We start from the raw sequence: 23,468 nt of genomic DNA, 5'->3' as shown, positions 1-23,468 counted from the left end.
TAAAACATTCATTTATATTTCCAGTAATTTTTCAAATTCTGAATTTTATTTTATAATTTATTAATAATTTCGCCAAAAAACAAAGTTTAATAATATAGTAAAATAATATATATTAAAGATAGTGAGTTATAATTTTTTTATGATGGTGATTTAATGGTAAAAATAGCTAAATTAGCTTTGGAAGATGGAACTATCTTAAAAGGTGAAGCTTTCGGTTATGAAACCACCAAACTGGGAGAACTTGTTTTTTCCACTGGTATGGGGGGATACACCGAATCCCTAACAGACCCGTCTTTTAAAGGAGAAATATTAATGTCCACTTATCCTCTAGAGGGAAACCATGGGGTAAGTGAGGAGTGGTATCAATCTGACAAGGTTCAGGTTGAAGGTTTTGTCTGTCGTGAAGTTTGTCGTGAACTTTCCAATTTCGGACCTCAAAAGACTTTGGACGAGTTTTTAAAAGAGTTTGAAACTCCAGGAATAAGCGGAATCGACACTCGTGACCTGACACTCAAGATACGTGAGAGAGGTTCACTTAAAGCAGCAATAACAACTGAAGACATTGATGATGATAAACTGCTTGAAATGGCAAAATCCCAGCCAAGTATTGAGGATATCGATGTAGTTCCTTTGGTTTCAACAAAAGAAATTAAAGTGTTCAATGAAAATGCAGACAAGAAAGTTGCTTTAATTGACTGCGGCGTAAAGAAAAACATCATAAACTCATTTTTGGAAAGGGACATTGGTGTAGTTCTCTTCCCTTATGACACTGATTATAAAACCGTTCTTGACTACTCTCCTTCCGGACTGATGATTACATCAGGTCCGGGAAATCCTGACAGAGTGTCAGAGACTATTGAAACTATGAAAAAATTATCCAACAGATTACCTATCTTTGGAATCTGTATGGGTCAGCAATTGATTGCCAAATCATTCGGTGCAAGGTCATATAAGATGAAATTCGGCCACCGTGGTGAAAACCAGCCGGTTAAGGACCTAGCAACAGGAAAAGTGTTCATCACTTCACAAAACCATGGATTTACAATTGATAAGGAATCACTTAAGGAAACTGATTTGCTTTTGGCCCAAATTAACTTAAATGACGGAACTCCTGAAGGAATCGCTCACAAGGAACTGCCTCTGAAATGCATACAGTACCATCCTGAAGCGGGTCCTGGTCCAAACGATACAAGAAGCATATTTGATGAGTTCAATCAGATGATGGAGGATTACTAATGCCAGTTGATAAGGATATTAAAAAAGTATTGATTATCGGTTCTGGACCTATTCAAATCGGACAGGCTGCAGAGTTCGATTATTCAGGTTCACAAGCATGTAAATCATTAAGAGAAGAAGGTATTGAAACAGTGCTGGTTAACAGTAACCCTGCTACCATCCAAACAGACCTGGGTATGGCAGACACTGTTTATACCGAACCATTAACTCCTGAAGTCGTTGCAAAAATCATAAAAGAAGAAGAAATTGATGCTATTTTACCAACCATGGGTGGACAGACCGGGTTAAACATTGCAACAGGACTTGGAGATTTAGGATTACTTGAAGGAATCAAAGTCATAGGTTCCGATGTTCAGACAATCAAGGATGTGGAAGACAGGGATTTATTCGCTAATCTGATGGAAGAGATTGGTGAGGAAATTCCAAAATGTCAGGCTGTTGAAAGCGTTGATGCGGCACTTGAAGCAGTTAAGGACATCGGCTATCCTGTAATTGTCAGGCCTGCATTCACATTGGGAGGAACCGGTGGAGGAATTGCCCACAATGAAGAGGAACTTATTGAAATCGCCACTCACGGATTGGACATGAGTTTCATCAACCAGGTTCTCATTGACGAATCCGTTCTCGGATGGAAAGAGATAGAGTTTGAAGTAATGAGGGATAAGGAAGACACATGTATCATCGTATGTACCATGGAAAACATAGACCCTATGGGAATCCACACAGGAGACAGTGTTGTAGTCGCTCCGATTCAATGTCTATGTGATGAAACAATCCAGAAAATGCGTGATGCATCCATTAAAATCATCCGTGCTTTAGGAATCAGGGGAGGATGTAACATCCAATTCGCATTAAACCCTGAAACCGATGAATACAAAGTCATTGAAGTAAACCCTCGTGTATCAAGAAGTAGTGCACTTGCATCAAAGGCAACCGGTTATCCAATCGCTAAAATCTCATCAAAAGTTGCACTGGGATTGACTTTGGATGAAATCAAAAACGACATTACCAAAGAGACTCCTGCATCATTCGAACCTGCCATCGATTATGTGGTAATCAAAATCCCAAGATGGCCTTTCGACAAGTTTAAAGGAATCAGCCGTCAGGTCGGCGTTCAGATGAAGGCAACAGGAGAAGTAATGGCAATTGGCAGAACCTTTGAAGAGGCATTCCAGAAAGCATTAAGATCTCTTGACATGGGCTTCGACGGATTTGAATATGTCGAATGGTCAGAAGAGGACCTTTCAAATCCAACAGATTTAATCTACTTCCAAATCTATTCCGCAATAAAGGACGGAATGGACATTGACAAAATCAGAGAACTTACAAAAATCGACAATTTCTTCCTGTACAAAATCAGAAACATCGTCAACTTCGAAAACGACGTGACTGCTGAAAAGTTAAATGACGAATCATATTTAAGAAAAGCAAAACAGTTAGGATTCTCAAATAAGAGACTGGCAGATTTATCCGGCCAGACTGAAGAGTATATCAGAAACCTGCTTTCAAGATACAACATCAAACAGTCCTATAAGATGGTGGACACCTGTGCTGCAGAGTTCGAGGCAAAAACTCCATACTACTACAGCAGCTATGATGTTGGAAACGAACTGACATCAACCACCAAAAAGAAAGTTGTCATTCTCGGTGCAGGTCCAATCAGAATAGGTCAGGGTATTGAGTTCGATTACTGCTGTGTACACTCCTCACTTGCTTTAAAAGAGGAAGGAATCGAAACAATTCTAATCAACAACAACCCTGAAACCGTAAGTACAGATTATGATATTTCAGACAAGCTGTTCTTCGAACCGTTGACATTTGAAGATGTGATGGGAGTAATTGAACAGGAAAAACCTGACGGAGTCATTGTGCAGTTCGGTGGACAGACTTCCATCAATCTTGCAGTGCCTCTTGCAAATGCGGGAGTTAAAATCTTAGGTACTCCATATGAGAGCATTGACAGGGTAGAGGACAGGGAACTGTTTGCAGAACTTCTTGAAAAATTACACATTCACCAAGCTCCATACGGAACTGCAAATTCATTTGATGAAGCAAAAGAAATTGCTGAGAGAATCACATTCCCGGTTCTTGTACGTCCATCATACGTAATCGGTGGAAGAGCAATGGAAATCGTTTATGACATGCATGAGCTTGAGGAATATATGAAAGAGGCCGTAAAGGTATCTCCGGACCATCCTATTTTGGTGGACAAGTTCCTGGAAGATGCAATCGAGCTTGACGTCGATATCCTGTGTGACGGTGAAGACGTATTCATTGCAGGAATCATGGAACACATCGAAGAAGCAGGTGTTCATTCAGGAGACTCAGCATGTGTAATACCTCCTCAGACAATTCCGACTCATATATTGGACACAATTCGTGAAAACTCCACAAAATTGGCACTTGAATTGGACGTCAAAGGTTTGATGAACATCCAATATGCTGTAAAGCTTGATGAGGAAATGGTCTACATCATTGAAGCAAATCCAAGGGCAAGTAGGACTGTTCCGTTTGTAAGCAAAGCTATCGGTGTGCCTCTTGCAAAAGTTGCAACATGGATTATGCAAGGCGCCAAATTGAAGGACTTCGGCCTTACAAAAGAAATCAAAATAGATCACGTTGCCGTTAAGGAGTCTGTATTCCCATTCCTGAAACTTCCTGAATCCGATACCATCTTAGGTCCTGAAATGAAATCCACAGGTGAAAGTATAGGTATTGACGAAAACTTTGGAATGGCATTCTACAAATCCCAGCTTTCAGCAGGAATGGAACTTCCTAAAGAAGGAAAAATATTCATTACTGTCAAAGAACAGGACAAGAAGAAAATCAGGCCAATTGCAGAAAAGGCAGCCAATTTAGGATTTAAAATTGCTGCAACTGGAGGTACAGGTGAAGCAACCGGATTGGATGATATCGAAATAATCAAAAAGGTATCACAAGGTTCACCTAACATCAGAAATGCAATCTTAAACAAGGAAATTGACTTAATCATTAACACTTCTGAAGGTAAACAATCTGCAAAAGACGGTTATATCATCAGAAGATTAGCTATTGAACTCGGCATACCTTATGTTACTACATTAGCAGGTGCAAGGGCAGCTTTAAATGCTATTGCTGCAGTTCAAAATAGTGAAATTAATGTAAAATCTTTAAATGACTATGTTGATGGGGAATAATTATTTTCCATCCTTTTTTTAATTATTGAACAGGTATTCTTCAATGTTGATACCGCAGGAAGGACATTCTGTCGCACCGATTTTAAGCCTGCTTTTACACTTAGGACAGAAGTTAAGCTGAACCTTATACTCTTTGCTTTGATCGATAACGATATTGACTTCAATTTTTTGTGTGATGTTTGTTTTTAGGACGCTTTTATCCCAGTTGCTGTCCATCAAAAGCTTTTTGTAGTAGAATGCTTCAGTCATGGTGTCATAATAGCCGATGATTTCACCCATTCTTTTAATGAAAAAACCTTTTTTCTTATGGTCAAAAAGAATTTCCCCTTCCCTTTCCTTTTTGTTGACTTTTGTTCCTTTTATACGTCCTTTAGGTCTCTTTTCGGGAAATGGTGGCAGTTCCATGTTTTCATACTTGTTTTCAAGATCGCATTCAACAAGCAGGTCATAGTCAAAATTACAGAAAAACAGAGCATCCCTTTCATATAATGCGTCGGATAATTTAGAAAACTCCCCATAATCTTTATTGTTATGTTTAACTCTATATACATCGCCAGTTTTTACAATGTTCCTGTAGAAGTATCTTATTTCTTGAGAGTTAATGGAAATCACCAAAAAAAGTTATGTCAGTCTTGTATATAGTAAGTATATAGTTTTTTTTATATATTACTTTTTTTGAAGTGATTTTTGAAAGAAAAGTTTTACAGTAATCTGTATTTAAAAGTGGTGTTTGGTGCGATTTAAAATCTAATGATTTGTTAATGTTTTGTTAAATCCATTAGATTTTATTTAGAATTTTCATATTCTATTTTCATTTCTTCGATTTCTTTCATTTTACGTTTTCTGCGTTCTGAAAGGAGCTTATTTATACTAGCTTCTGCTCTTTCTTTTGGTACAAAATTCATTTTTTCACCTTTTATCATTAATTGTTTTTCATTATATTTAAATGATTTCATCATTGAATTTAACCCATTTAAATCCTTGAGATTTTGTCATTAATGAAATATGGCTGGTCATACTCACATATTCCTCTTCAGAGGATATTTTCTGCTTTAAGGCAGTTAAACGAATTATTTCATCAGCTAAAATGCAAAGTAATATGTTGGGTATGAATTCAATGGATTTGGAGGTATCATTAATTCCAATTAATCTGAAATTATTAATTTCATGATTGACATCAGAATACTCTTCGAGGAGTATTTTTTCGACAATTTTTAAAAATTTATCGTCGGTCATGTTTTCTTTTTTTAGTTTAGATTTTAATTTTAGTAAAATTATTTCGTTGGTTTCATTGATATAATTATCAATAAACCGTACAAAATTCTCATTTACTCCTGTAAAAAAAGCATAACCCTCCTCATTAATTGCATGAACTCTCATGATTGTTTCTTTAAAATCAATTTTTGATTCGAGTTCTTCATAGAAGATTTTTCCACCACTATTGCAATGGATATTGATTTCAAAGAATGAAGGATATGGACTTCCAATATTATGTCCGGAAATTATAACTCCTGTTCCTTCATATCTAAGTTCATATGAAAATATCTCCCAGAGTATTTTAGAATATTTTTTGCAATCTTTATCTTCGGGGATAATTTCGTCAAACTCATTTTTAAATCTAGAATATTTTCTAATGAAAGGATATATCTTTTTCTTTTTTCTAGTTTCGATCGCTTTGTCAAATCCATTTTCGTTAATCTCTAGAATTATATTTTCTTTGAAGTTTTCAACCGCATATTGAATGTACTCATCTCCAGATGATTTTGGAGTATATCTGGCTAAAAAATTTATCAATTCGTTTTTAATGTCTTCAATATTTTTTAACTCTTTTAATTTGGTCTTTTTAACAAATTCGTTAATAATGGTCTCCATAGGGATGCCTTCAAATTCCATGCATCCATTAATCATCATTTGGGCAGGATGGATGTCTGACAATTTGAAAATTTTCTGCATGCCGTCATATTTTTTACCGTCAGGTGTTGTAATCCCATCGTCGCTTGCAAAAATATGTCTTCTTGAATTGATTATACTGAATTGTACTGTCATAATAATCCTCTAAATTTTGTTAAAATTATCTTTAACCTCATTATATTTAAGTTTTCAACAAATAAAATTTCATATTGATTTAAAATTGTAAATTAACGAGTTTAATGAAATATTTAGTTTTGCATGTAAAAATTTAAAATGGTTCAATCGGCTAATTTTTCAAATAACTGATTAAATGAGTCCCATAGCTTCAAATCGATTGTTAATGTCAGTTATTTCACATGAATGAAAAATTATTTTAATAAAAAAAATTAGATTCTAGATTAATGTTTACTATAGCAAACGGAATCATTTTAAAGGGTCAAGATTTAGTTGCATCCAAAGAGAATATCGTCGTTGATGATGCTAAAATCATTGAAATTGCCAAGGACGCAAAAGAAGGCAAGATCATAGATGTGGATGGTGCAGTGGTTTGCCCGTCATTTATCAACGGCCATATGCACATTGGAGACTCCATCATTAAAGATGAGGGATATGGTCTCTCATTAAGTGAAATGGTAAAGCCTCCAAATGGTGTTAAGCATAAGGCTTTGGCAAATGCAGAGGATGATGAGCTGATTGAAGCCATGAAATCATCAATGTGGGACATGGTCGAATCAGGCACAACCCATTTCATTGACTATCGTGAAGGAGGAATTAAAGGGATTAAACTTTTAAAGGAAGCTTCCAAAGACATCCCCATCAAACCGATTATCTTGGGCCGTGACGATAACTTCTATGGTGATGATCCGGATTTGGCTAAAGTTAAAAAGGCAATTAAAAGAATACTTGGCATTGCCGACGGTATCGCCCCAAGCGGTTTTGGCGAAATCACTGAAGAGGTTGCAAATCTAATCACTGAAGAATGCAGTAAACAGGGCAAAATTTCTTCAATTCATGTTGCTGAATCAGAATCCAATCAGATGGAATCATTGGAGAGATTCAACAAGACTGAAATCGAAAAAGGGCTTGACAATAACTTTGACCAGCTGGTCCACATTACCAATCCCAAAAATGATGATTTGGAGCTGATTAGAAACTCACAGTCAAATGTTGTGGTCTGTCCAAGAGCCAATGCCACTCTAAATGTCGGTGTTGCCCGACTCAACGAAATGTTGGACATGGGTATGAAACCGTTGATTGGATCTGATAATGTGATGCTGAACTCTCCAAATATGCTAAGGGAGTTGGAATTCAGCTTAAAGTTGATGTCAGTTTATTATAAGAGTTACATTGACCCGGCAAAGCTGCTGCAGATGGCAACAACCAATGTCTGCGCCCATAACATCAACAATGTAATTGGAAAATCATGCATTGAAGAGGGTAATTCCATAGAATGTAATATTTTTAAATCTTTTTCTAAAAATCCATATCTTAATATATGCAATCGCTGTGAAACGAAAAATATATTATATAGCATTAACAAAAGAAGTATTGTATAATATCATAGATATAAATCTATATATTATGGGAGTTGTTAATGATGTATACAAAAATACTGGTCCCTACCGATGGATCTGAATTTGCAAAAAAAGCTCAAAAGCATGCGTTATTTTTGGCGAATGTCACCGGAGCTGAAATAGTTGCTGTGACTGTCACAGAAAACAATTTTGTTAATGGACTTCCATTAGACGACGAAGTATACCAATTAAATCAAATCTTGAAAGAGAGATCCGAAGAAAACCTTAAAGAATTTGATAAACTTAATGAAGACGATTTAAAAATCACTCACGTGATAAAAGAAGGGTCTCCGGCTAAATGTATTTTAGAAGTGGCAAAGGATGAAGATGTTGATTTAATAGTTATGGGTAGTTCCGGTAAATCCGGCTTCGATAGATTTATTATGGGCAGTGTAGCGGATAAGGTTGTTAATTCGGCCAAATGTGCTGTGCTCATTATTCACTAAGGTATTGTCATTTTATTATTATATTTGTTAATATAGGTGTTTTTATGTTAGTTAAAAGAACAATGTCTAAAAATGTTGTTAGTGTTTCCGTTCCAGGTAACAGAGAAAAAGTTTTAGACTTAATGAGAAAAGAGAAAAAAGCAGTGCTTCCTGTTGTAAAAGAAGGCACTGACATTTTAGTAGGACTAGTAACTCGTTCTGATTTAATTAATAATCCTGATGAAGAACAAATTGCAATGTTGATGAGTAGAAATTTAGTTACAGTTAATCCTGGCGACGACGTAACAGTTGCTGCCCGCAAGATGATGGAAAATGATGTAAGAAGAGTTCCTGTTATAAATGAGGAAGGGGAACTTGTTGGAATTATCACATCATTCGATTTGGTTTCCAAAGCTTTAACTAAACTCACAATAGATGACGCTGTTGAAAATTATATGATTACTACAGTTCCGACCACTTGGGAAAAAGCTCCATTGAATGTTGCTTTTGAAACCATGAATCAATTCGGTTTAAAATCCGTTTTGGCTTTAGATGACGATGCCAAATTGTCAGGCATTTTAACCGAAACCGATTTCATCTCTGAAATTGAAATTATCTCTGAAAGAAGCGAACACAGTTCCACTGTAGGTACTGAAGGGGATAAATGGTCTTGGGACAGTACTTCCGTATTGTACATTGAGAAAAACAGTTTAAAATTCACAGACAAAGTAGTACGTGATGTTGCAGTTGGCAATGTTGAAGTAGCTAACTCCAAAACAAAAGTTTCCGATTGTGCTAAAAAAATGAAATCCTTAAACATTGAACAGATTCCTGTCATCGGTGTTGAAGGTGATCTGGTCGGTCTTGTTAGAGCTAGTGATTTAATTAGAGCATTAGTCGAATAACTGTGATATAATGGCTGTTAGTCCCGTATTGGTGATTAAAGTAGTTGGTGACAGTGCTATTGGTGTTCGGGCAAGATTATATGATGATTTTGTTGAACACGAAATAGTTCTCAACTCTGTACTTACTTATTGGCAGGCTAATAATTTGCCGCCTGTTGTAAAATTTCTGGAACTTTTCGAATCAGTTATAAAAAGGACTGTCAACGAGTTGATGCCTCATAAATATCTGAAAATTAAATATGAGGTTAAGGCTGATGACGATTTGGAAAATGCTTCTGAGCTTGAGATAAATCTAATTGAAATGGAAGCTGACGAAACGGGCTTTAAGATTGACGGTAAGCAACTGGTTTTAAAAGGCCTTTCAAAAACAGCAGATGATCACCAATCAAATGAATTTGTCGAAACTTTTGAAAAAACTATTGAAACTCCAGACATTGTTTTGAAAAAATACCAAGAGATGAACAAGTGAGTTTCTATATTTCCTTTTTTTAATTCAAAAATCGCAGCATATGTTGCATTGATTATATTGATTCTATCATAAATTAAAATTATAGTTTTCACATTACCATATCATTTAATTGAGTATTGCTGTATTTTAATTAATAGTTGGCGATAATTTTTAAAAGGCGTTAATGTGGGTATATATCACTTTTACAAAAAATAATAAATTCGATGTTTTTTAAGTGTTAATCTGACTGTGATTTGATTAGCTTGAGAAGATTCTTGGCATCCTCTTTTTTGATGTCTTTTGATTCCCTGATAAAGTTGATGAGATTGTCTTTTTTGTCACTGTCCAGGTCAGATTCGGCCAAAACTTTTCCGTAATTTCTTTTAGGATAATAAGTCCTTTTGGCAATGCCGATCAGTTCGTCCTTTTCGCTTTCGGTAATGATGTTTTCATCCTCAGCGTTAGTGAAAACATATCTCATGTTGATTAACGGTTCAGAAAGAGCCTCTAAAGTCTCTGAATCGAGCATTACTGCAACTTCATCGTCACTGTCGACATTACCATTGGCATATTGGTTGTAACAGTAACCTACTCCAACCATTCCAAGTGAATCAAGTTCTGATGCTCTCAATGCACCCATGCTTGAAGCACCATAGACTTTTACTCCATGATCCATGACATTGATTATTTCTTTGTGTCCGACAGCGGAATTTTGGTGAAATACTCCATCGATTATTGCAATGATGTCTGGATTTTCCTTTAATGCAAGTGACAAATCCCCTCTCTGGATAGGTCTTTTATAGACTACATTAACGTCATCATGTGAATCCAGAATTTCTTTTGCCTCATCAAAAGGAAGTGACAGACCGGTATAAATTATAATCTTAACCATTTAATCAAACTCTTAAAAATCTATATCCCGCACGGCTTTGGTCAATTGCATAAATTTCCATTTCAGGAATTATCACCCGTACAACGCTCACGTCAAGCTCCGGACGTGTCAGGTCAACATATAATATTTTTTCAATGTCGTTGGCCATCAATTCATTTTTAACAATCTCAATGTCTTCTGTAATTGATGTTGTACTTTTATTTTCAATGTCTGAAAGAGAAATCTGATTCTCTTCTTGTCTGAAATAGAATTTGTTAATTCGTTTCATGCGTTCATAGCCTGCTTCACGGGCAAAATCCGCTCTCACGGTATCTTCACGTGCACCATTGATTTGAGTTGCCCTGCTTTGTGCCACTTCAGTTAATGCTCTGAGTATTGCAACTTCTGGGTCAAGATGTGTTCCCATTCCCAAAGTCAATAATCCTGCATCCTTTGTTACTGTATCATCAGCGGAAGCAGCTATTGTAGGAATTTTAACATCGGCAGTAAAGTCCATCAATTTAATCTTGATGCCTTCTGATTCAAATTTGTCGATGATGCCATTGATTAAATCGCTTTCAATGCTGCTTAAATCAATCTGGGCATAATTTTTATGGGTCAGCTCAAAAATGCTCCATGCATCCCTCTCGATAACTTCAAGCATTCCGTGAAGAATGGCTTCTTCTAAAATATTTCCTGAAGCAAGGCCGTTGGTGTTAGATTTAAATAGCTTGTTTACATTACTTTCGTTATTGTATGGGTGAAAGACTGCATTTGTAGGAACGTAATAGTCATTTCCGGAAATTATGTCATGGGAAATGCTCCACTCCAAGTTCAAATCATCAATATCCTGTTTTTCAAATTCCTTTGGCAGGTTCAATAATTTCGGTTCAATGAATTCTCCGTAGTCGGAAATTTCAGATAAGCTGGCATTGATGGTCTTATCACTGCTTTGCCTTTCTGCGGAATATCTCTCAAAACCTTCCATCATTGCTGATGCTTTTGCATGGTCTTTTGATATTCCTTTCCCGCCATAGATGCTGACGCTGCCTTCTTCAGCTGTAGGTCTGATTGCAGTATAAATCGGAAGGCCGATTCTATCCAAATCGGTAATGTCTGCAATACGTGTGATTCCTGCTGTTTTAAGCTTGTCCTGATTGATTTCAATAGTTTTGCTTGGAGCAATAACTCTATGAGTTCCTTTAAAATATGTAATCTCTTCTACCATTTTCTAAAATCCTATAATCATTCTAACGATATTTTCAACACCGATTGTATGGGATGCCAATGTCATTATGCCTGCAATGGCTATTGTAATTATCCAAATTCCCGCATTCCATCTCAATACCTTGGATCCATCCAAGTTTCCAATTGGAAGCAAATTGAACACGGCCAAAAAACTGTTGATTGAATAGCCTAATGCACATACAAAAAATACTGTCAGTGCAACTTCGGAAGTAAATGCTGATCGATAAACGAGTGCGGCAATTACTAAAAAGACTATTGCAAGGATTATATTGACAATAGGTCCTGCAACGGATATTTTTCCGTTGATTTCATCAGTCATGTAATTTGCATAGGTGTAGACTGCACCGGGTGCTGCAAATACGAATCCGAAAAATGAAGTTACAAGCGCAAATAACAATCCTTGTGGCCATAACTTGAATTCAGCCCAGTATCCATACTTCATTGACACGAATTTATGTCCCAGTTCGTGAAGGATAAAACCTGCTCCTACACCCACCATAATCATTGGAAGTATTTGAACCAACGCATTCATGTCCCTTCCTGTATTTGCAATTCCGAAACATAGGGAAATCACGATGAATGCAATTATCAAATCTCGTACTTCACTACTTGTAAATTTAAACATAATGTTAAAATATCTAATTTGACTTTAATAAAATTATCTTTTTTTGATAAGAAAATATGAAAAGAAGAAATGGATGGATGTTGGGGATTTAAAAAAAATAGTTTAGGAGATTTGAATCTCCTTATTTAACTGTAATTTTTATTTTTTTGGTTATTGAATTGTAGTATTTGCTGCCTCCGTATTTAACTGCTGCAAGATATTTTGCCCTTTTCTTTAAATTGGTGATTTTAAAGGTGGCTTGGCCTTTTGAATTTGTGGTTGCCTTGAAAGTTTTACCGTTCACTTTTACTGTGACTTTGGTATTTTTCATCACCTTGTTTTTGTGGTCTTTCAAAGTAACTGTGTATTTTTTGGTTTTGGTGCTTACTTTGAATGTTTTTGCTTTAGCAGTTAATTTAGGTGTTCCCTTTTTAACGACAAATGTAAAGCTTGCAGAAGCATTTTCAAACAGGTCATTGCCATTAAATATGACTGCTGCAGCATAGCTTTTTGGAATGAATTTATTTGCGCTGTTTGCAGCGATGCTGATGGTTACAGTATTGTTTTTCAAGGTTCCAGTATATTCTTTATTATTGACTGTGATGGTGACTTTTTCACCGTCAGCTGTAAAGTTGCCTGATTCCTCCGCCATATCTAATTTGACGGTGATTTTAGCGGTGTTCATGTAAATGACACTCACGCTGTTTTTAATGCTTAAACTGGTCTCTATTTTCAGAGGTTCAACAAAAATATTGCTGATTTTGAAGTAGTAGTCATCTCCGGAATATTCAATCAGGAATATGTTGTATGTGTACTGGAGGGTTTCGTTGAATTCAATTGCAGTTCCGTTCAAGGTCACATTTTTTATTTCGCCTGTCTGGTTATTTGTTAATCTAACAAGGCCTGTTGCATTTTCAGGCAATGTAATTTTAATGGTAATGCTTGTAGCGTTGCGTGTGCTGTTGATTATCATGATAGGAACTTGTTTTTCAATTGTAAATGATCCGGTATTTTCAGATTTGAAATAATTTTCATCCCCACTGTACACTGCAAGCACTAAATAATCTCCTTTGTTGAATGGTACAAAGTCGCCCCATATTGCAGTTCCGTTTTCCACTTCTATGGTTGCAAATTCTGTGTAGTTTTCTTCATCAACGCTCTTGATTCTGATTGCCACATTACCTGTTGCATTCACAGAAAGTGTTGCATTCAAAACTATGAGATAATCATTGACTGTGATATTGATGTCAAAGTCAGGGATGTCCTTCTTGATTGTAAATGTTTGGATATTGCTGCTTTTGAAGTAGTTTTCATCTCCATTGTATGTTGTGTATGCCACATAGTCTCCTTTGATGAATGGAATTGGACTGGTCCAGGTTGCAGTTCCGTTTTCCACTTCTATGGTTGCAAATTCTGTGTAGTTTTCATCTTCGAAGGTTTTAATTCTGATTGTGACATTGCCTGTTGCATTCACAGGCAGTGTTGCATTAATGGTTATGAGATAGTCATTGACAGTAACGGTCACGTTGAAGTCAGTTATTTCCTTTTCGATTGTGAAGTTTTGGATATTGCTGCTTTTGAAGTAGTTTTCATCCCCACTGTATGTTGTGTATGCTACGTATTCTCCTTTGTTGAATGGCACAAACTCGCTCCATATTGCAGTTCCGTTTTCCACTTCTATGGTTGCAAATTCTGTGTAGTTTTCTTCATCAACGCTCTTGATTCTGATTGCCACATTACCGGTTGCATTCACAGGAAGTGTCGCATTCAAAACAACGAAATAATCATCGGTTGTGATGTTCACATTAAAGGAAGGTATTTCCTTTTCGATTGTGAATGTCTGAATGTTGCCGCTTTTGAAGTATTTTTTATCTCCGTTGTATGTTGTGTATGCCACATAGTCTCCCTTGTTGAACGGTATTTGGTCCGCCCATGTTGCAGCACCGTTTTCAAGTTCAATGGTTGCAAATTCAGTGTAGTTTTCCTCTTCGAATGTTTTTATTCTGATTGTGACATTGCCTGTCGCATCTTCATTGAGAATGCTTGAGATTGTTACAAATTCATCATTCTGGGTAATTTCCACCTTGAAATCCGGAATGTATTTTTGTATTGCGAATACTTTTAAAATGGAAGTCGGATTATAATTGGCATCTCCCAAATACCCTAGGCTTACAATATAGTCTCCTTTGTCAAATGCAATCATCTCTGCCCAGGTTGCGGTTCCGTTTTCAATTTCAACGGTGGTGCCGTTGAACTGGTAGCTTCCGTCATTGAGTTTTGTAATCTGGATTGAAATGTTTCCTGTCGCTTTTTCATTCACGGTACTTGTAATTGTTATGTATTCATCGTCTGTTTCGATAGTTGCATCCAGATTAGGATTTAATCTTGCAGTATTTTCGCTGGATTGATTTGCAAGTATCTCATTATCGTCATCTGTACTTAAGTCGTTATTCACATCATCCATCGATGATGATATCAACTCACTTTCATCAATATTGGCCATTGCATTATTGTCCGTACTCAAATCTTCACTTGCGGATATGCAAGCCATGCTAGTGAATATGATTACGAATAATGCAATGCAGAATAATTTCTTATACATTATTTTCCCATCCCTTTTTGAATTAAAATGATAATATTATTTTGATATATCATTAATCATTTATTCATGTTTAGTTATATTAATCTATTGTTTAATTATGGGGTTTTTTACTGTTTTGGTGTTTTGACAAGATTATTTTTTTATAATACTTTTTTTAAATAATAAAATATGGACTCACATTTGGACAACATTTTAAAAGATATGGATGAAGATGATATTCAGGCTTATTTGCTTACAAAATTTACAAATGTTGAATATATCTCCAATTACAAACCGACCAGCTTTGCGTTTTGCATAATAAAGGAAAATCCGATTATTTATGCATCCAGCATGGACATGGAGATTGCAAAAAACAATTCAACAATTGAGGTTAAGGAATATGAATCCTTTGAAGTGATGCTAAGGGAACTTAAAGAAGAAGGAATCAGCAGTCTGGCCATCGAGCCGACACTGCCATTCAGCAGCTATGAAAAGCTTAGGGATGATTTTACAATAACTTCAAAAACATACGTTGACAAACAGAGGATGATTAAAACGCCTCAGGAAATAGAAAAGATTACAAAAGCAACCGAAATTGCTCAAAAATCCTTTTTACAACTGGATATTTTAAATAATCAAAACACTGAAAAGGAAATAGCTTTTGATCTTGTAAGGCTGATGATTGAAAACGGGGCGGATAAGGAATCATTTGATACAATCGTCACAAGTGGAGCCAGTTCAAGCCTGCCTCATGCAATTCCGGAAGCCAAACAATTGGAAAAACCGATTTTAATTGATTGGGGGGCCATTTTTGAAGGATATTGTTCGGACAATACTAGAACTATGGTCTATACGGAAGCCCAACATGAAATTTGGGATATTGTGGCTGAAGCACATGACAAGGCAATCAAAGCAATCCGGCCCGGTCTAAAATGCATTGAAGTCGACAAGGTTGCAAGAGACATCATCACTGATTATGGTTATGGAGACAGATTCATTCACTCAACTGGCCATAGTCTGGGTCTTGACATTCATGAAACTCCGGGATTTTCCATTCGTGATGAAACGGTAATCGAAGAGGGAATGGTAATCACTGTCGAGCCGGGAATATATCTTGAGGGAGAATTTGGTGTAAGGCTTGAGGATACTGTTGCAATCTATAAAAAAGCTAATGTTATTGGCGACCTGCCGTTAATGATAGATTAATCTGATTTTTTTCAAAATAAATAAAAAAGAAGATGGATGGAACATATCCATCTATAAATTGTTTTTTAATCCAATTCGTTTATTGCGGTTCCTTTGGTTTCAGGGAATACCCAAATCCATATTCCCACAAGCAATGCGAATATTGCAGCAATTGCAATGCCGTAGCTTAAATCAAAGTATGTTGCTACAAGTGTTATTATTACGGGAGTTACGAATTGGGCTCCGCGTGCAAGGTTGAACACGGTTCCAACACCAGTATTTCTGATTTTTGTAGGGAACAGTTCTGAGAATAACGCTCCAAATCCTCCGAAGTATCCTGTTCCAAAACCTGTCAGGAACATGAATACAAAAATCAAATCAGGAACTGCGACAATTTGATTCCAGCAAAGGGTAATCATTGCAATGCCGAAGGCCATGATGAAACTGTATATCGTAAATGCAGGACGCCTTCCAAGCTTTTCAGCTACAAAACCGAAACTTGTGTATCCTATAAAGTCACCACATTGGATTAGCACGATTCCGAATGTGGATCCGATTGCCGCCAGACCTCTTTCCTTTGCAAGGTATGTCGGCAGCCATGAGTATGTGTACCAGTATGCGGACATACCGAATATGCACAAAATCAATGATATGATGAATATTTTACGGTGTTCTTTGGTAATCAACTGCTTAAACTCTTGGAAAATGCTTTTGTTTACGTATTGGTCTTTATTTTCAAGCCAAACATCTGATTCATTAAGGTATCTTCTTATGATGATAACAGTAATTGCAGGGATGATTGAAACTAGAAATGTCAGTCTCCAACCGATGACTGGGCTTACCATCCCTCCAACTATTGAAGCTAAAATAACTCCCACAGGAGCTCCGGACTGCATGAATGCTCCAAATCTGGCTCTTAGATGGTCAGGGAATGTTTCGTTAATGTAAATCTGACCGGTAGCCCATTCTCCACCAACACCTAAACCTGTGATGAATCTGAAGATTACAAGTGAATAGAATGACCATGAAAATGCACATAATAGTGTACCTATCGAATAAACAATAATCGTCCATTGCAATACTGTTTTACGACCGTATTTATCTCCCAATGCTCCAAAAATAATTCCTCCTAAACCTGTGGCAAACAAGGATATTCCCAAACATACTGATAGCATTTCTGCTGAAAAATTCAGGCTTGTTTGTAGTTGGGATACTAAAAAAGTAAATAAAACCAAATCATAGAAATCAAAAACCCAACCCGCCCAACTTAGGCCAAAAATCCTATAGTGCTGTTTATCTAGTTTTTCCTGTTCATTCATCAACATGATTTTTCACCATCAATAATTATTTTAAAAGGAATTTAATCATCATATAGTTTTAAGTGTTGTTTGATATATATTATTTTTTAATTTGGATAAAATGTTATTTTTTTATATTAAAATTGGGGGATTGCCTTGACAATATATTAAATAGTATAATGAAAATATATATAATTGGTAATAAAATTTATCATCGTACTTTCTACTTTAAAGATTATTAAAAATTGGCGAATGCAGAATATTAGTTAATTAAACCTAGTTTTGTTAATTAATAAGGAGTATAAAAATGTTAGAAAAAGTTACTAAAATGCCTTTTGTTGAAGAAGCTCCATTTCATGCTTATGAAGGTGATGAACCTTACATTTTTGCCAGTTATGCTCATGCGGATGCGCACATGGTGTTTCCAGAGCTAAAACGGCTGAATGATTTGGGATTAAATATCTGGTATGATCAGGGTATTGCACCGGGTAATGAATGGACTGAAGAGATTGGAGAGGCTCTTGACGGATGTTCGTTGTTTATTGTTTTCATTTCACGCACATCAGCAGAGTCAATCAATGTTAGAAATGAAATTAATTATGCGCTTCATGAGAAAAAACATTTTCTTGCCATATATCTTGAAGAAACCGAGTTGCCGCCTGGACTTAAACTGGGTATGGGTTCTCTGCAGGCTATCCTGAAGTATAGCATGGATGAAAAGGAATATCATTTCAGGTGTGAAAAAGCATTCAGGCAAAACGGTTTTGATATTTCCGATGGTACGGTAACATACACTAAACCGGTCCCAAGAGCTCATTATGAACCTGAAAAACCTTCTAAATTCAACATGTCTAATTTGAATATTAAAATGCCCCATATTATAATCGGTGCAGTCATATTGATTGCAATTATTGCAGTGGTTGCTTTGGTTGGTTTCGGTGGGGATGATTCAGATGATGTTGTGGGCAATATTGAAATGACGATAGATTCATTTAAGGTCGAACAGGATAGTGATTATCCGTGGAACTATTCATATAATGTATCTGGAACCCTTTCAGGTATTATAAATCCGTCCAAGGATTATACGGTTTATTCGGAATTTTATGACGGATACGACGATGTTGTTTGCACGGATCAGAAAGTGTTTGCTGGAAAAGACATTAACGGCTCCAGCATACTGGCCTCTGCAAGCACAGGTTCTGACGTCGTTGAAAAGGTTTCATTGCAGCTTAAAAGTAGTAAAGGTACTGTATTGGCTGAATGCAATGGGACTGAGATATCATATGTCTGAGAATTGAATTTTCTTTAATTCTCTCTTCTTTTTTTATTATTTTTTTTTGAAATTAATCTTAATTATGTATATTTTTAATAATGTATTATTCAATTTTCAACTCATTATTGCATGCAAATGATAACATTTTTAATACATTTGGAACATACAATATAATTGATTCAGGTGATAATATGGAGAAAAATCAAATTATTATTGTGGCCTTAATTGTAATCATAGTTGCTCTTTTGGTGGGTGTGGTTGCAATGATGATGCCAAACTTTACAAAACAGGATACAAAATTAACATTTAAAGGCAGTTCTAACATTGATGAAGGGGGTTCCATTAAAATCCTCTTGACTGATGCTAATGGAAATACATTGGCTGGTCAAACAGTGAATATTACAATTACAGATAAGAAGAATTCAAATGATTACCATTCTGTAGAAACTAATGAAAATGGTGTAGGGACCTTAAAATTAGACAAGGATGCCGGCAAATACACGGTTACGATTGTTTATGGTGGAAATGATAAGTATCAAGGTTCTAATGCCACTAAAAAAATAACTATTAAGGAAAAAGAAGAGGAAGCACAAGCTTCATCATCCTCATCATCCTCATCATCTTCCAGTTCACAATCCGCTTACGCATACAAGTCAGACGGAACACCGATGTACAGTCAGGCTGAAGTTAATCAATACATGTATAATAAATACGGTTTGGTGGATTACCATGTGGGTGACAATGGATATATCGACATGGACGAGCCGGGATATGATGATGCAGGGCATTGGGTTGGATATTAGTGCAATCACAGATTAAAATATAATCATATGTAACGTAACAATATTTAAGTAGGTGCTTTAGCATCTACATCTTTTTTTTTATTTTCTGGTGTAGAATGAAAATCGCAGACGCTGAAATTGTATTTGACTGATTGGAAAAATCTCCTTACTCATGGTATTGTAGGGGTAATTCTACTTTACTGCTTGCTTTTCGCTCCAGTGGCTTGGTATTGGTGTGTCGTCTTGTTAATAATTGTAATCGCTTTTAACATTGTTAGGATGAAATATTCTAAATGTAAAGATGAGTAAACGCCCTATTTTTGGAAATTATATGGTATTTTGGGTTTCTATCAGTATTTTAAAATTCATTTTTTCATATTAACATAACTATTGATTTTACCTTCTAAAATTGCTTTTGAAGGCAACAAACACTTTATATTCTATAAAGTCTAATTTTATTTCATGAAATTTAAAATAATCAATGATTTATCTATATTTTTAGACAATATTATGCCTGAAAAGTATTTATCCAAGTTCCAGGAATTTTTGCTTAGTGGGGGCATTTTCACAGAGGCAAGTAAAGTTTTAGCTATCTTGATAATTTTCATTTTAGCAAGTGAAATTGCATTGGCATTGACATTAACGGTTCTGAATCTGCCGTTGTCAATGTTAATTTTGCCCCTTTTTATCATTCCGGGTCTTTTCACATATGTTGTCGTTGTACAGGAACGTCGAGCACAGGAAATTGAAAAATCAGCACCTGACTTTTTAAGACAGCTTTCAAGTATGCTGCAGGTAGGTCTCAGCTTCGAAAACGCAATGGAGGACATGGCGCAGTACTCTGATGGGCCGCTCTACGATGAGATGCGTAGGACTTTAATTGAAATTAGAATGGGTCGCAATTTTGATGAAGCATGGCGGGCGATGAGCAAACGTTTAAAATCAAAGGAACTGGAGAGAATTTTTGGAATTATTTTGGATGGTCGTAAAAGCGGATCAAGTATTTCAAATGTACTCGAAGATGTTTCTGATGATTTAAGAGATTTGATGGCTCTTAAACGGGAGAGAAAATCTTCAGTCATGATGTCGGTAATGTTCCTTCTGATTTCAGCAGTCATTGCAACGCCTTTTGCAATAGGGATGGTGGGAGTTTATTCCCAGTTCATGCAAAGCTACGGAATGGAATCCGACATTATCCTAACGGCACCTCTGGCGGGGGAAATCTATTTAATAATTCATTCTGCCTTGGTGGCTTTTATAATCAGCATAATCATGGATGGCAACCTTAAGAAAGGGGTTAAGTTTTCCCTTCCTCTTGCAACGGCGGCTTTTGGAATATTCTATTTCATTTCGACATTCGGCAGCACTTTACTTATGGGGGGATTTTGATGGATAACAAAGGACAGGCATCAGCAGAATTCATCTTGCTCTTTGGAGGAATAATCGTTGTGGTTTTACTGGCAATTTACATGTACAATAATTACATTGCTGATTTAAGCGGCGAAATTGCATCAAAAGAAGTAAATGAGTTCAACAATGAGTTAAATGCTTTAGGTAAATATTTTAAATAATTATTCAATAAATAATATCTAGGTGATAAGATGGACATGCTAATAGGCGGAAAGCACATATCAAGTGACGATTTGGAAGAGGTTAAAAATCCATACAACGGTGAAGTAATAGATACTGTGCCGATTGCACATCTGCAAACTGCACAACTTGCAATTGATGAGGCAAACAAGGCCAAGAAATCCATTCAGGAAATGTCTGCATTCAAGGTTTCAAATAAATTGTTCAACATTGTTGAAAAGTTAAAAGACAATCGCAATGATTTCGCAGAGCTATTGACATTGGAGGTTGGAAAGCCTATCAACGAATCATTGGTTGAGCTTGACCGGTCCATCGAAACATTGAAGCTTGCTGCGGAGGAAGCCAAAAGAATCTATGGCGAAAGCGTACCGCTGGATGCCGGTTTGAATGGAAAGGGATTTTTTGCATTCACACAAAAGGTTCCATTGGGTGTTGTAGCAGCAATCACCCCCTTCAACTATCCTCTGAATCTGACTATCCACAAAATCGCTCCCGCCATTGCATGCAAAAACACTGTAATCATAAAGCCACCAACCGAGGCTCCTCTAACTGTCATGAAATTTGCAGAACTTGCTAATGAAGAGTTTCCGGACGGTGTAATTAACACATTGACAGGTTATGGCTCTGAAGTTGGGGACTATTTGGTGACATCTCCTGAAGTCAATAAAATATCATTTACCGGAAGCGTAACGACCGGACTTATGATATCTCAAAAGGCAGGAATGAAAAAGGTTACTCTTGAACTTGGTGGTAATGACCCGCTGATTGTGCTTAATGATGCGGATATCGATAAGGCAGTAAAGGGAGTCATCAACGGGGCATTTTTAAATGCAGGTCAGGTCTGCATGGGTGTCAAAAGAATAATTGTCCAAGAGGAAATTTCCAAGGCATTCAGTGAAAAATTGGTTGGGGAAACTGAAAAGATTGTCAGGGGAAATCCTTTGGATGAAAAAACAACCCTTGGGACACTGATATCAGAAAAGGCCGCACTTCAAGTGGAACAGGCAGTAAGTGATGCAGTTCACAATGGCGCTAAGATATTGACTGGAGGAGTCCGTGACGAGGCATTTTATGAGGCCACAGTCATTGATAATGTCACTCCTGATATGGATTTGGTAGTAAATGAAACTTTCGGACCTGTCGCACCAATAATTCATGTGAATTCACTGGATGAAGCTATTGAAGTTGCAAATGGCACGGAATATGGTCTTCAGGCAGGGGTGTTCACTTCAGATTATTCCTCAGCAATGAGGTGTGCCAATGAAATTGAAGCGGGAACAGTTTTTGTAAACAAGCAGTCCACATTCAGAACAGATAACATGCCTTTTGGCGGTTTTAAAAGCAGTGGTGTTGGAAAAGAAGGAATAAAATATGCTGTAGAAGAAATGACAAAAACAAAATTAATAGGATTGAATTTAAGATAGAATAATCTATCTTAAACTTATTTTAAATAGTTTTCAACAAGGTTACGGGTTTCATTCAGGGATTCCATTGGAATTCCTTTAGGCATTTGGCCAAGCTCTCCTTCAACATCTTTGAGGATGCTTCCGTTCATTCCTAAAAACATTCCTTCACTGACGATGTCTCCGAATGATTGTGGGGGAAGCAAGGAGACTCCGACATTATTGTCATCTTTAACATTTAAATCGTTGGTTACAACAGTTATTGCACGTTTTCCAAGGTTTACGTTACACAGCATCAAGTTTTCATTTTTCGGATGTTTTGTAACGCTCATGACTTCGCCGACCTTAATGTCAACGCCCATGATCGGATCATTGATTGGGCCTAATGCCAGACGGTCTTTAAGGCCGATGATTGTATCAAGGAAAAATCTCACTTTGGCAATGTTTTCCTGGGTTTTTTCCCTATCTTCCTTCGGAGCGTTGCTCAGGAATTTCTTGTTCCAATCTTCTCCACCTAAATATTCAATAATCTTTAAAGCTTTTTCTTTCAAGGCAGCAACATCTGGAGAATTGACCAAATCATCCCCTTCTAAATAGGAGTATATTAATGATTGAAAGTCACTGTTCATCTGCTTTCCCATATCAATTGCCTGTTTTTTATTCCAGCTTCCTCTAAAAGAAGCTGTTGGAATGAGATTCAGATAGTTTTCTCTTGCCTTGCTTGCTACTAAAATTCTATAATCTTTACTTGTATCCCACAATTTAAAGTCCCCTTTTTATCTAAATATTATTTTAATTTTATGATTTAATAAATTTTTTGTCGATAAAAGCCGATTAAAAAACATAAAGTATTTATATTAACAATTAAATAAAATAATACATATTTATTTAATTATTATTTTATATTGTGGTGTAAAAATGGTAGAAGTTTCAAAATTACGCAGTTTAGATATTTATA

The 23,468-nt window shown here is 36.3% G+C and carries 20 protein-coding genes; 12 read left to right on the top strand and 8 right to left on the bottom strand.

Annotation, left to right across the window (positions count from 1 at the left end; genetic code table 11):
* Window positions 1-153 precede the first annotated feature (153 nt).
* Window positions 154-1,236 (top strand): glutamine-hydrolyzing carbamoyl-phosphate synthase small subunit, encoded by a 1,083-nt coding sequence (gene carA / locus Q0W26_RS03915; protein WP_298522635.1) that lies wholly within the window; start codon window positions 154-156, stop codon window positions 1,234-1,236.
* Entirely contained in the window at window positions 1,236-4,412 is a 3,177-nt protein-coding gene (gene carB, locus Q0W26_RS03910) for a carbamoyl-phosphate synthase large subunit (RefSeq protein WP_298522631.1), read from the top strand. The genes carA and carB overlap by 1 nt, the downstream gene beginning before the upstream one ends.
* 18 nt (window positions 4,413-4,430) lie before the next feature.
* Here carB and Q0W26_RS03905 read toward each other — a convergent pair whose 3' ends face one another.
* Both Q0W26_RS03905 and Q0W26_RS03900 read right to left on the bottom strand, forming a co-directional pair.
* Window positions 4,431-5,024 (bottom strand): zinc ribbon domain-containing protein, encoded by a 594-nt coding sequence (locus Q0W26_RS03905; protein WP_298522629.1) that lies wholly within the window; start codon window positions 5,022-5,024, stop codon window positions 4,431-4,433.
* Window positions 5,025-5,354: 330 nt separating this feature from the next.
* A complete protein-coding gene (locus Q0W26_RS03900) occupies window positions 5,355-6,323 on the bottom strand; it encodes a hypothetical protein (RefSeq protein ID WP_298522627.1) in 969 nt (322 codons plus the stop codon).
* A gap of 401 nt (window positions 6,324-6,724) precedes the next feature.
* Here Q0W26_RS03900 and Q0W26_RS03895 point away from each other — a divergent pair, with 401 nt between their 5' ends.
* The 4 genes from Q0W26_RS03895 to Q0W26_RS03880 are packed head-to-tail and all read left to right on the top strand — an operon-like array spanning window position 6,725 to window position 9,696.
* Entirely contained in the window at window positions 6,725-7,879 is a 1,155-nt protein-coding gene (locus Q0W26_RS03895) for an amidohydrolase family protein (protein WP_298522625.1), read from the top strand.
* A 41-nt stretch (window positions 7,880-7,920) separates the two neighbouring features.
* The gene (locus tag Q0W26_RS03890; RefSeq protein WP_342765334.1) at window positions 7,921-8,343 is read left to right on the top strand and encodes a universal stress protein; all 423 of its coding nucleotides are present in this window, start codon (window positions 7,921-7,923) and stop codon (window positions 8,341-8,343) included.
* Between the two features lie 44 nt (window positions 8,344-8,387).
* Window positions 8,388-9,227 carry a CBS domain-containing protein gene (locus tag Q0W26_RS03885; RefSeq protein WP_298522621.1) on the top strand — a complete coding sequence of 280 codons (840 nt, stop codon included), beginning with the start codon at window positions 8,388-8,390 and terminating at the stop codon, window positions 9,225-9,227.
* 10 nt (window positions 9,228-9,237) lie between these two features.
* Window positions 9,238-9,696, top strand: a complete 459-nt coding sequence (locus Q0W26_RS03880; protein ID WP_298522619.1) for a hypothetical protein — start codon at window positions 9,238-9,240, stop codon at window positions 9,694-9,696.
* A 217-nt stretch (window positions 9,697-9,913) separates the two neighbouring features.
* On the opposite strand, the gene Q0W26_RS03875 is transcribed toward Q0W26_RS03880, so the two are convergent.
* The 4 genes from Q0W26_RS03875 to Q0W26_RS03860 form a co-directional block, all read right to left on the bottom strand.
* Window positions 9,914-10,567 (bottom strand): TfuA-related McrA-glycine thioamidation protein, encoded by a 654-nt coding sequence (locus tag Q0W26_RS03875; RefSeq protein WP_298522617.1) that lies wholly within the window; start codon window positions 10,565-10,567, stop codon window positions 9,914-9,916.
* Between the two features lie 4 nt (window positions 10,568-10,571).
* Complete coding sequence (locus Q0W26_RS03870; RefSeq protein ID WP_298522615.1) at window positions 10,572-11,774, bottom strand: YcaO-related McrA-glycine thioamidation protein; 1,203 nt, start codon at window positions 11,772-11,774, stop codon at window positions 10,572-10,574.
* Window positions 11,775-11,777: 3 nt separating this feature from the next.
* Window positions 11,778-12,419 (bottom strand): site-2 protease family protein, encoded by a 642-nt coding sequence (locus tag Q0W26_RS03865; protein WP_298522613.1) that lies wholly within the window; start codon window positions 12,417-12,419, stop codon window positions 11,778-11,780.
* 121 nt (window positions 12,420-12,540) lie between these two features.
* A complete protein-coding gene (locus Q0W26_RS03860) occupies window positions 12,541-15,000 on the bottom strand; it encodes a hypothetical protein (RefSeq protein WP_298522611.1) in 2,460 nt (819 codons plus the stop codon).
* A 168-nt stretch (window positions 15,001-15,168) separates the two neighbouring features.
* Between Q0W26_RS03860 and Q0W26_RS03855 the strand changes: the two genes are divergently transcribed.
* Window positions 15,169-16,185, top strand: coding sequence for an aminopeptidase P family protein (locus Q0W26_RS03855; protein WP_298522608.1), 1,017 nt, complete (start codon window positions 15,169-15,171; stop codon window positions 16,183-16,185).
* A gap of 65 nt (window positions 16,186-16,250) precedes the next feature.
* Here Q0W26_RS03855 and Q0W26_RS03850 read toward each other — a convergent pair whose 3' ends face one another.
* Window positions 16,251-17,489, bottom strand: coding sequence for an MFS transporter (locus tag Q0W26_RS03850; RefSeq protein ID WP_298522605.1), 1,239 nt, complete (start codon window positions 17,487-17,489; stop codon window positions 16,251-16,253).
* A 280-nt stretch (window positions 17,490-17,769) separates the two neighbouring features.
* Between Q0W26_RS03850 and Q0W26_RS03845 the strand changes: the two genes are divergently transcribed.
* The 5 genes from Q0W26_RS03845 to Q0W26_RS03825 all read left to right on the top strand — a co-directional run bounded on the left by Q0W26_RS03845 (window position 17,770) and on the right by Q0W26_RS03825 (window position 22,531).
* Window positions 17,770-18,753: a toll/interleukin-1 receptor domain-containing protein gene (locus Q0W26_RS03845; RefSeq protein WP_298522604.1), complete on the top strand. Its 984-nt coding sequence runs from the start codon at window positions 17,770-17,772 to the stop codon at window positions 18,751-18,753.
* 173 nt (window positions 18,754-18,926) lie between these two features.
* Window positions 18,927-19,538 carry an Ig-like domain-containing protein gene (locus tag Q0W26_RS03840; RefSeq protein WP_298522603.1) on the top strand — a complete coding sequence of 204 codons (612 nt, stop codon included), beginning with the start codon at window positions 18,927-18,929 and terminating at the stop codon, window positions 19,536-19,538.
* 441 nt (window positions 19,539-19,979) lie between these two features.
* Window positions 19,980-20,906, top strand: coding sequence for a type II secretion system F family protein (locus tag Q0W26_RS03835; RefSeq protein ID WP_298522602.1), 927 nt, complete (start codon window positions 19,980-19,982; stop codon window positions 20,904-20,906).
* Window positions 20,906-21,088 (top strand): class III signal peptide-containing protein, encoded by a 183-nt coding sequence (locus Q0W26_RS03830; RefSeq protein WP_298522599.1) that lies wholly within the window; start codon window positions 20,906-20,908, stop codon window positions 21,086-21,088. The genes Q0W26_RS03835 and Q0W26_RS03830 overlap by 1 nt, the downstream gene beginning before the upstream one ends.
* Window positions 21,089-21,118: 30 nt before the next feature.
* On the top strand, window positions 21,119-22,531 hold the full coding sequence (locus Q0W26_RS03825; RefSeq protein ID WP_298522590.1) for a lactaldehyde dehydrogenase: 1,413 nt from the start codon (window positions 21,119-21,121) through the stop codon (window positions 22,529-22,531).
* Window positions 22,532-22,548: 17 nt separating this feature from the next.
* Here Q0W26_RS03825 and Q0W26_RS03820 read toward each other — a convergent pair whose 3' ends face one another.
* Window positions 22,549-23,271, bottom strand: coding sequence for a tRNA-binding protein (locus tag Q0W26_RS03820; RefSeq protein ID WP_298522589.1), 723 nt, complete (start codon window positions 23,269-23,271; stop codon window positions 22,549-22,551).
* Window positions 23,272-23,468 lie beyond the last annotated feature (197 nt).

Origin of the sequence: uncultured Methanobrevibacter sp. (assembly GCF_947169325.1) — an archaeon.
Lineage (GTDB): Archaea > Methanobacteriota > Methanobacteria > Methanobacteriales > Methanobacteriaceae > Methanocatella.
Note: the sequence above shows the minus strand (reverse complement) of the source record. Positions and strands in the feature narration are given on the sequence as shown.

Excerpts from the sequence above, each read along its gene's own strand:
- carA (WP_298522635.1), top strand. The coding sequence starts at position 154 with ATGGTAAAAATAGCTAAATTAGCTTTGGAAGATGGAACTATCTTAAAA.
- carB (WP_298522631.1), top strand. The coding sequence starts at position 1,236 with ATGCCAGTTGATAAGGATATTAAAAAAGTATTGATTATCGGTTCTGGA.
- Q0W26_RS03900 (WP_298522627.1), bottom strand. The coding sequence starts at position 6,323 with ATGATGATTAATGGATGCATGGAATTTGAAGGCATCCCTATGGAGACC.
- Q0W26_RS03895 (WP_298522625.1), top strand. The coding sequence starts at position 6,725 with ATGTTTACTATAGCAAACGGAATCATTTTAAAGGGTCAAGATTTAGTT.
- Q0W26_RS03890 (WP_342765334.1), top strand. The coding sequence starts at position 7,921 with ATGTATACAAAAATACTGGTCCCTACCGATGGATCTGAATTTGCAAAA.
- Q0W26_RS03885 (WP_298522621.1), top strand. The coding sequence starts at position 8,388 with ATGTTAGTTAAAAGAACAATGTCTAAAAATGTTGTTAGTGTTTCCGTT.
- Q0W26_RS03880 (WP_298522619.1), top strand. The coding sequence starts at position 9,238 with ATGGCTGTTAGTCCCGTATTGGTGATTAAAGTAGTTGGTGACAGTGCT.
- Q0W26_RS03875 (WP_298522617.1), bottom strand. The coding sequence starts at position 10,567 with ATGGTTAAGATTATAATTTATACCGGTCTGTCACTTCCTTTTGATGAG.
- Q0W26_RS03870 (WP_298522615.1), bottom strand. The coding sequence starts at position 11,774 with ATGGTAGAAGAGATTACATATTTTAAAGGAACTCATAGAGTTATTGCT.
- Q0W26_RS03865 (WP_298522613.1), bottom strand. The coding sequence starts at position 12,419 with ATGTTTAAATTTACAAGTAGTGAAGTACGAGATTTGATAATTGCATTC.
- Q0W26_RS03860 (WP_298522611.1), bottom strand. The coding sequence starts at position 15,000 with ATGTATAAGAAATTATTCTGCATTGCATTATTCGTAATCATATTCACT.
- Q0W26_RS03855 (WP_298522608.1), top strand. The coding sequence starts at position 15,169 with ATGGACTCACATTTGGACAACATTTTAAAAGATATGGATGAAGATGAT.
- Q0W26_RS03850 (WP_298522605.1), bottom strand. The coding sequence starts at position 17,489 with ATGTTGATGAATGAACAGGAAAAACTAGATAAACAGCACTATAGGATT.
- Q0W26_RS03845 (WP_298522604.1), top strand. The coding sequence starts at position 17,770 with ATGTTAGAAAAAGTTACTAAAATGCCTTTTGTTGAAGAAGCTCCATTT.
- Q0W26_RS03840 (WP_298522603.1), top strand. The coding sequence starts at position 18,927 with ATGGAGAAAAATCAAATTATTATTGTGGCCTTAATTGTAATCATAGTT.
- Q0W26_RS03835 (WP_298522602.1), top strand. The coding sequence starts at position 19,980 with ATGAAATTTAAAATAATCAATGATTTATCTATATTTTTAGACAATATT.
- Q0W26_RS03830 (WP_298522599.1), top strand. The coding sequence starts at position 20,906 with ATGGATAACAAAGGACAGGCATCAGCAGAATTCATCTTGCTCTTTGGA.
- Q0W26_RS03825 (WP_298522590.1), top strand. The coding sequence starts at position 21,119 with ATGGACATGCTAATAGGCGGAAAGCACATATCAAGTGACGATTTGGAA.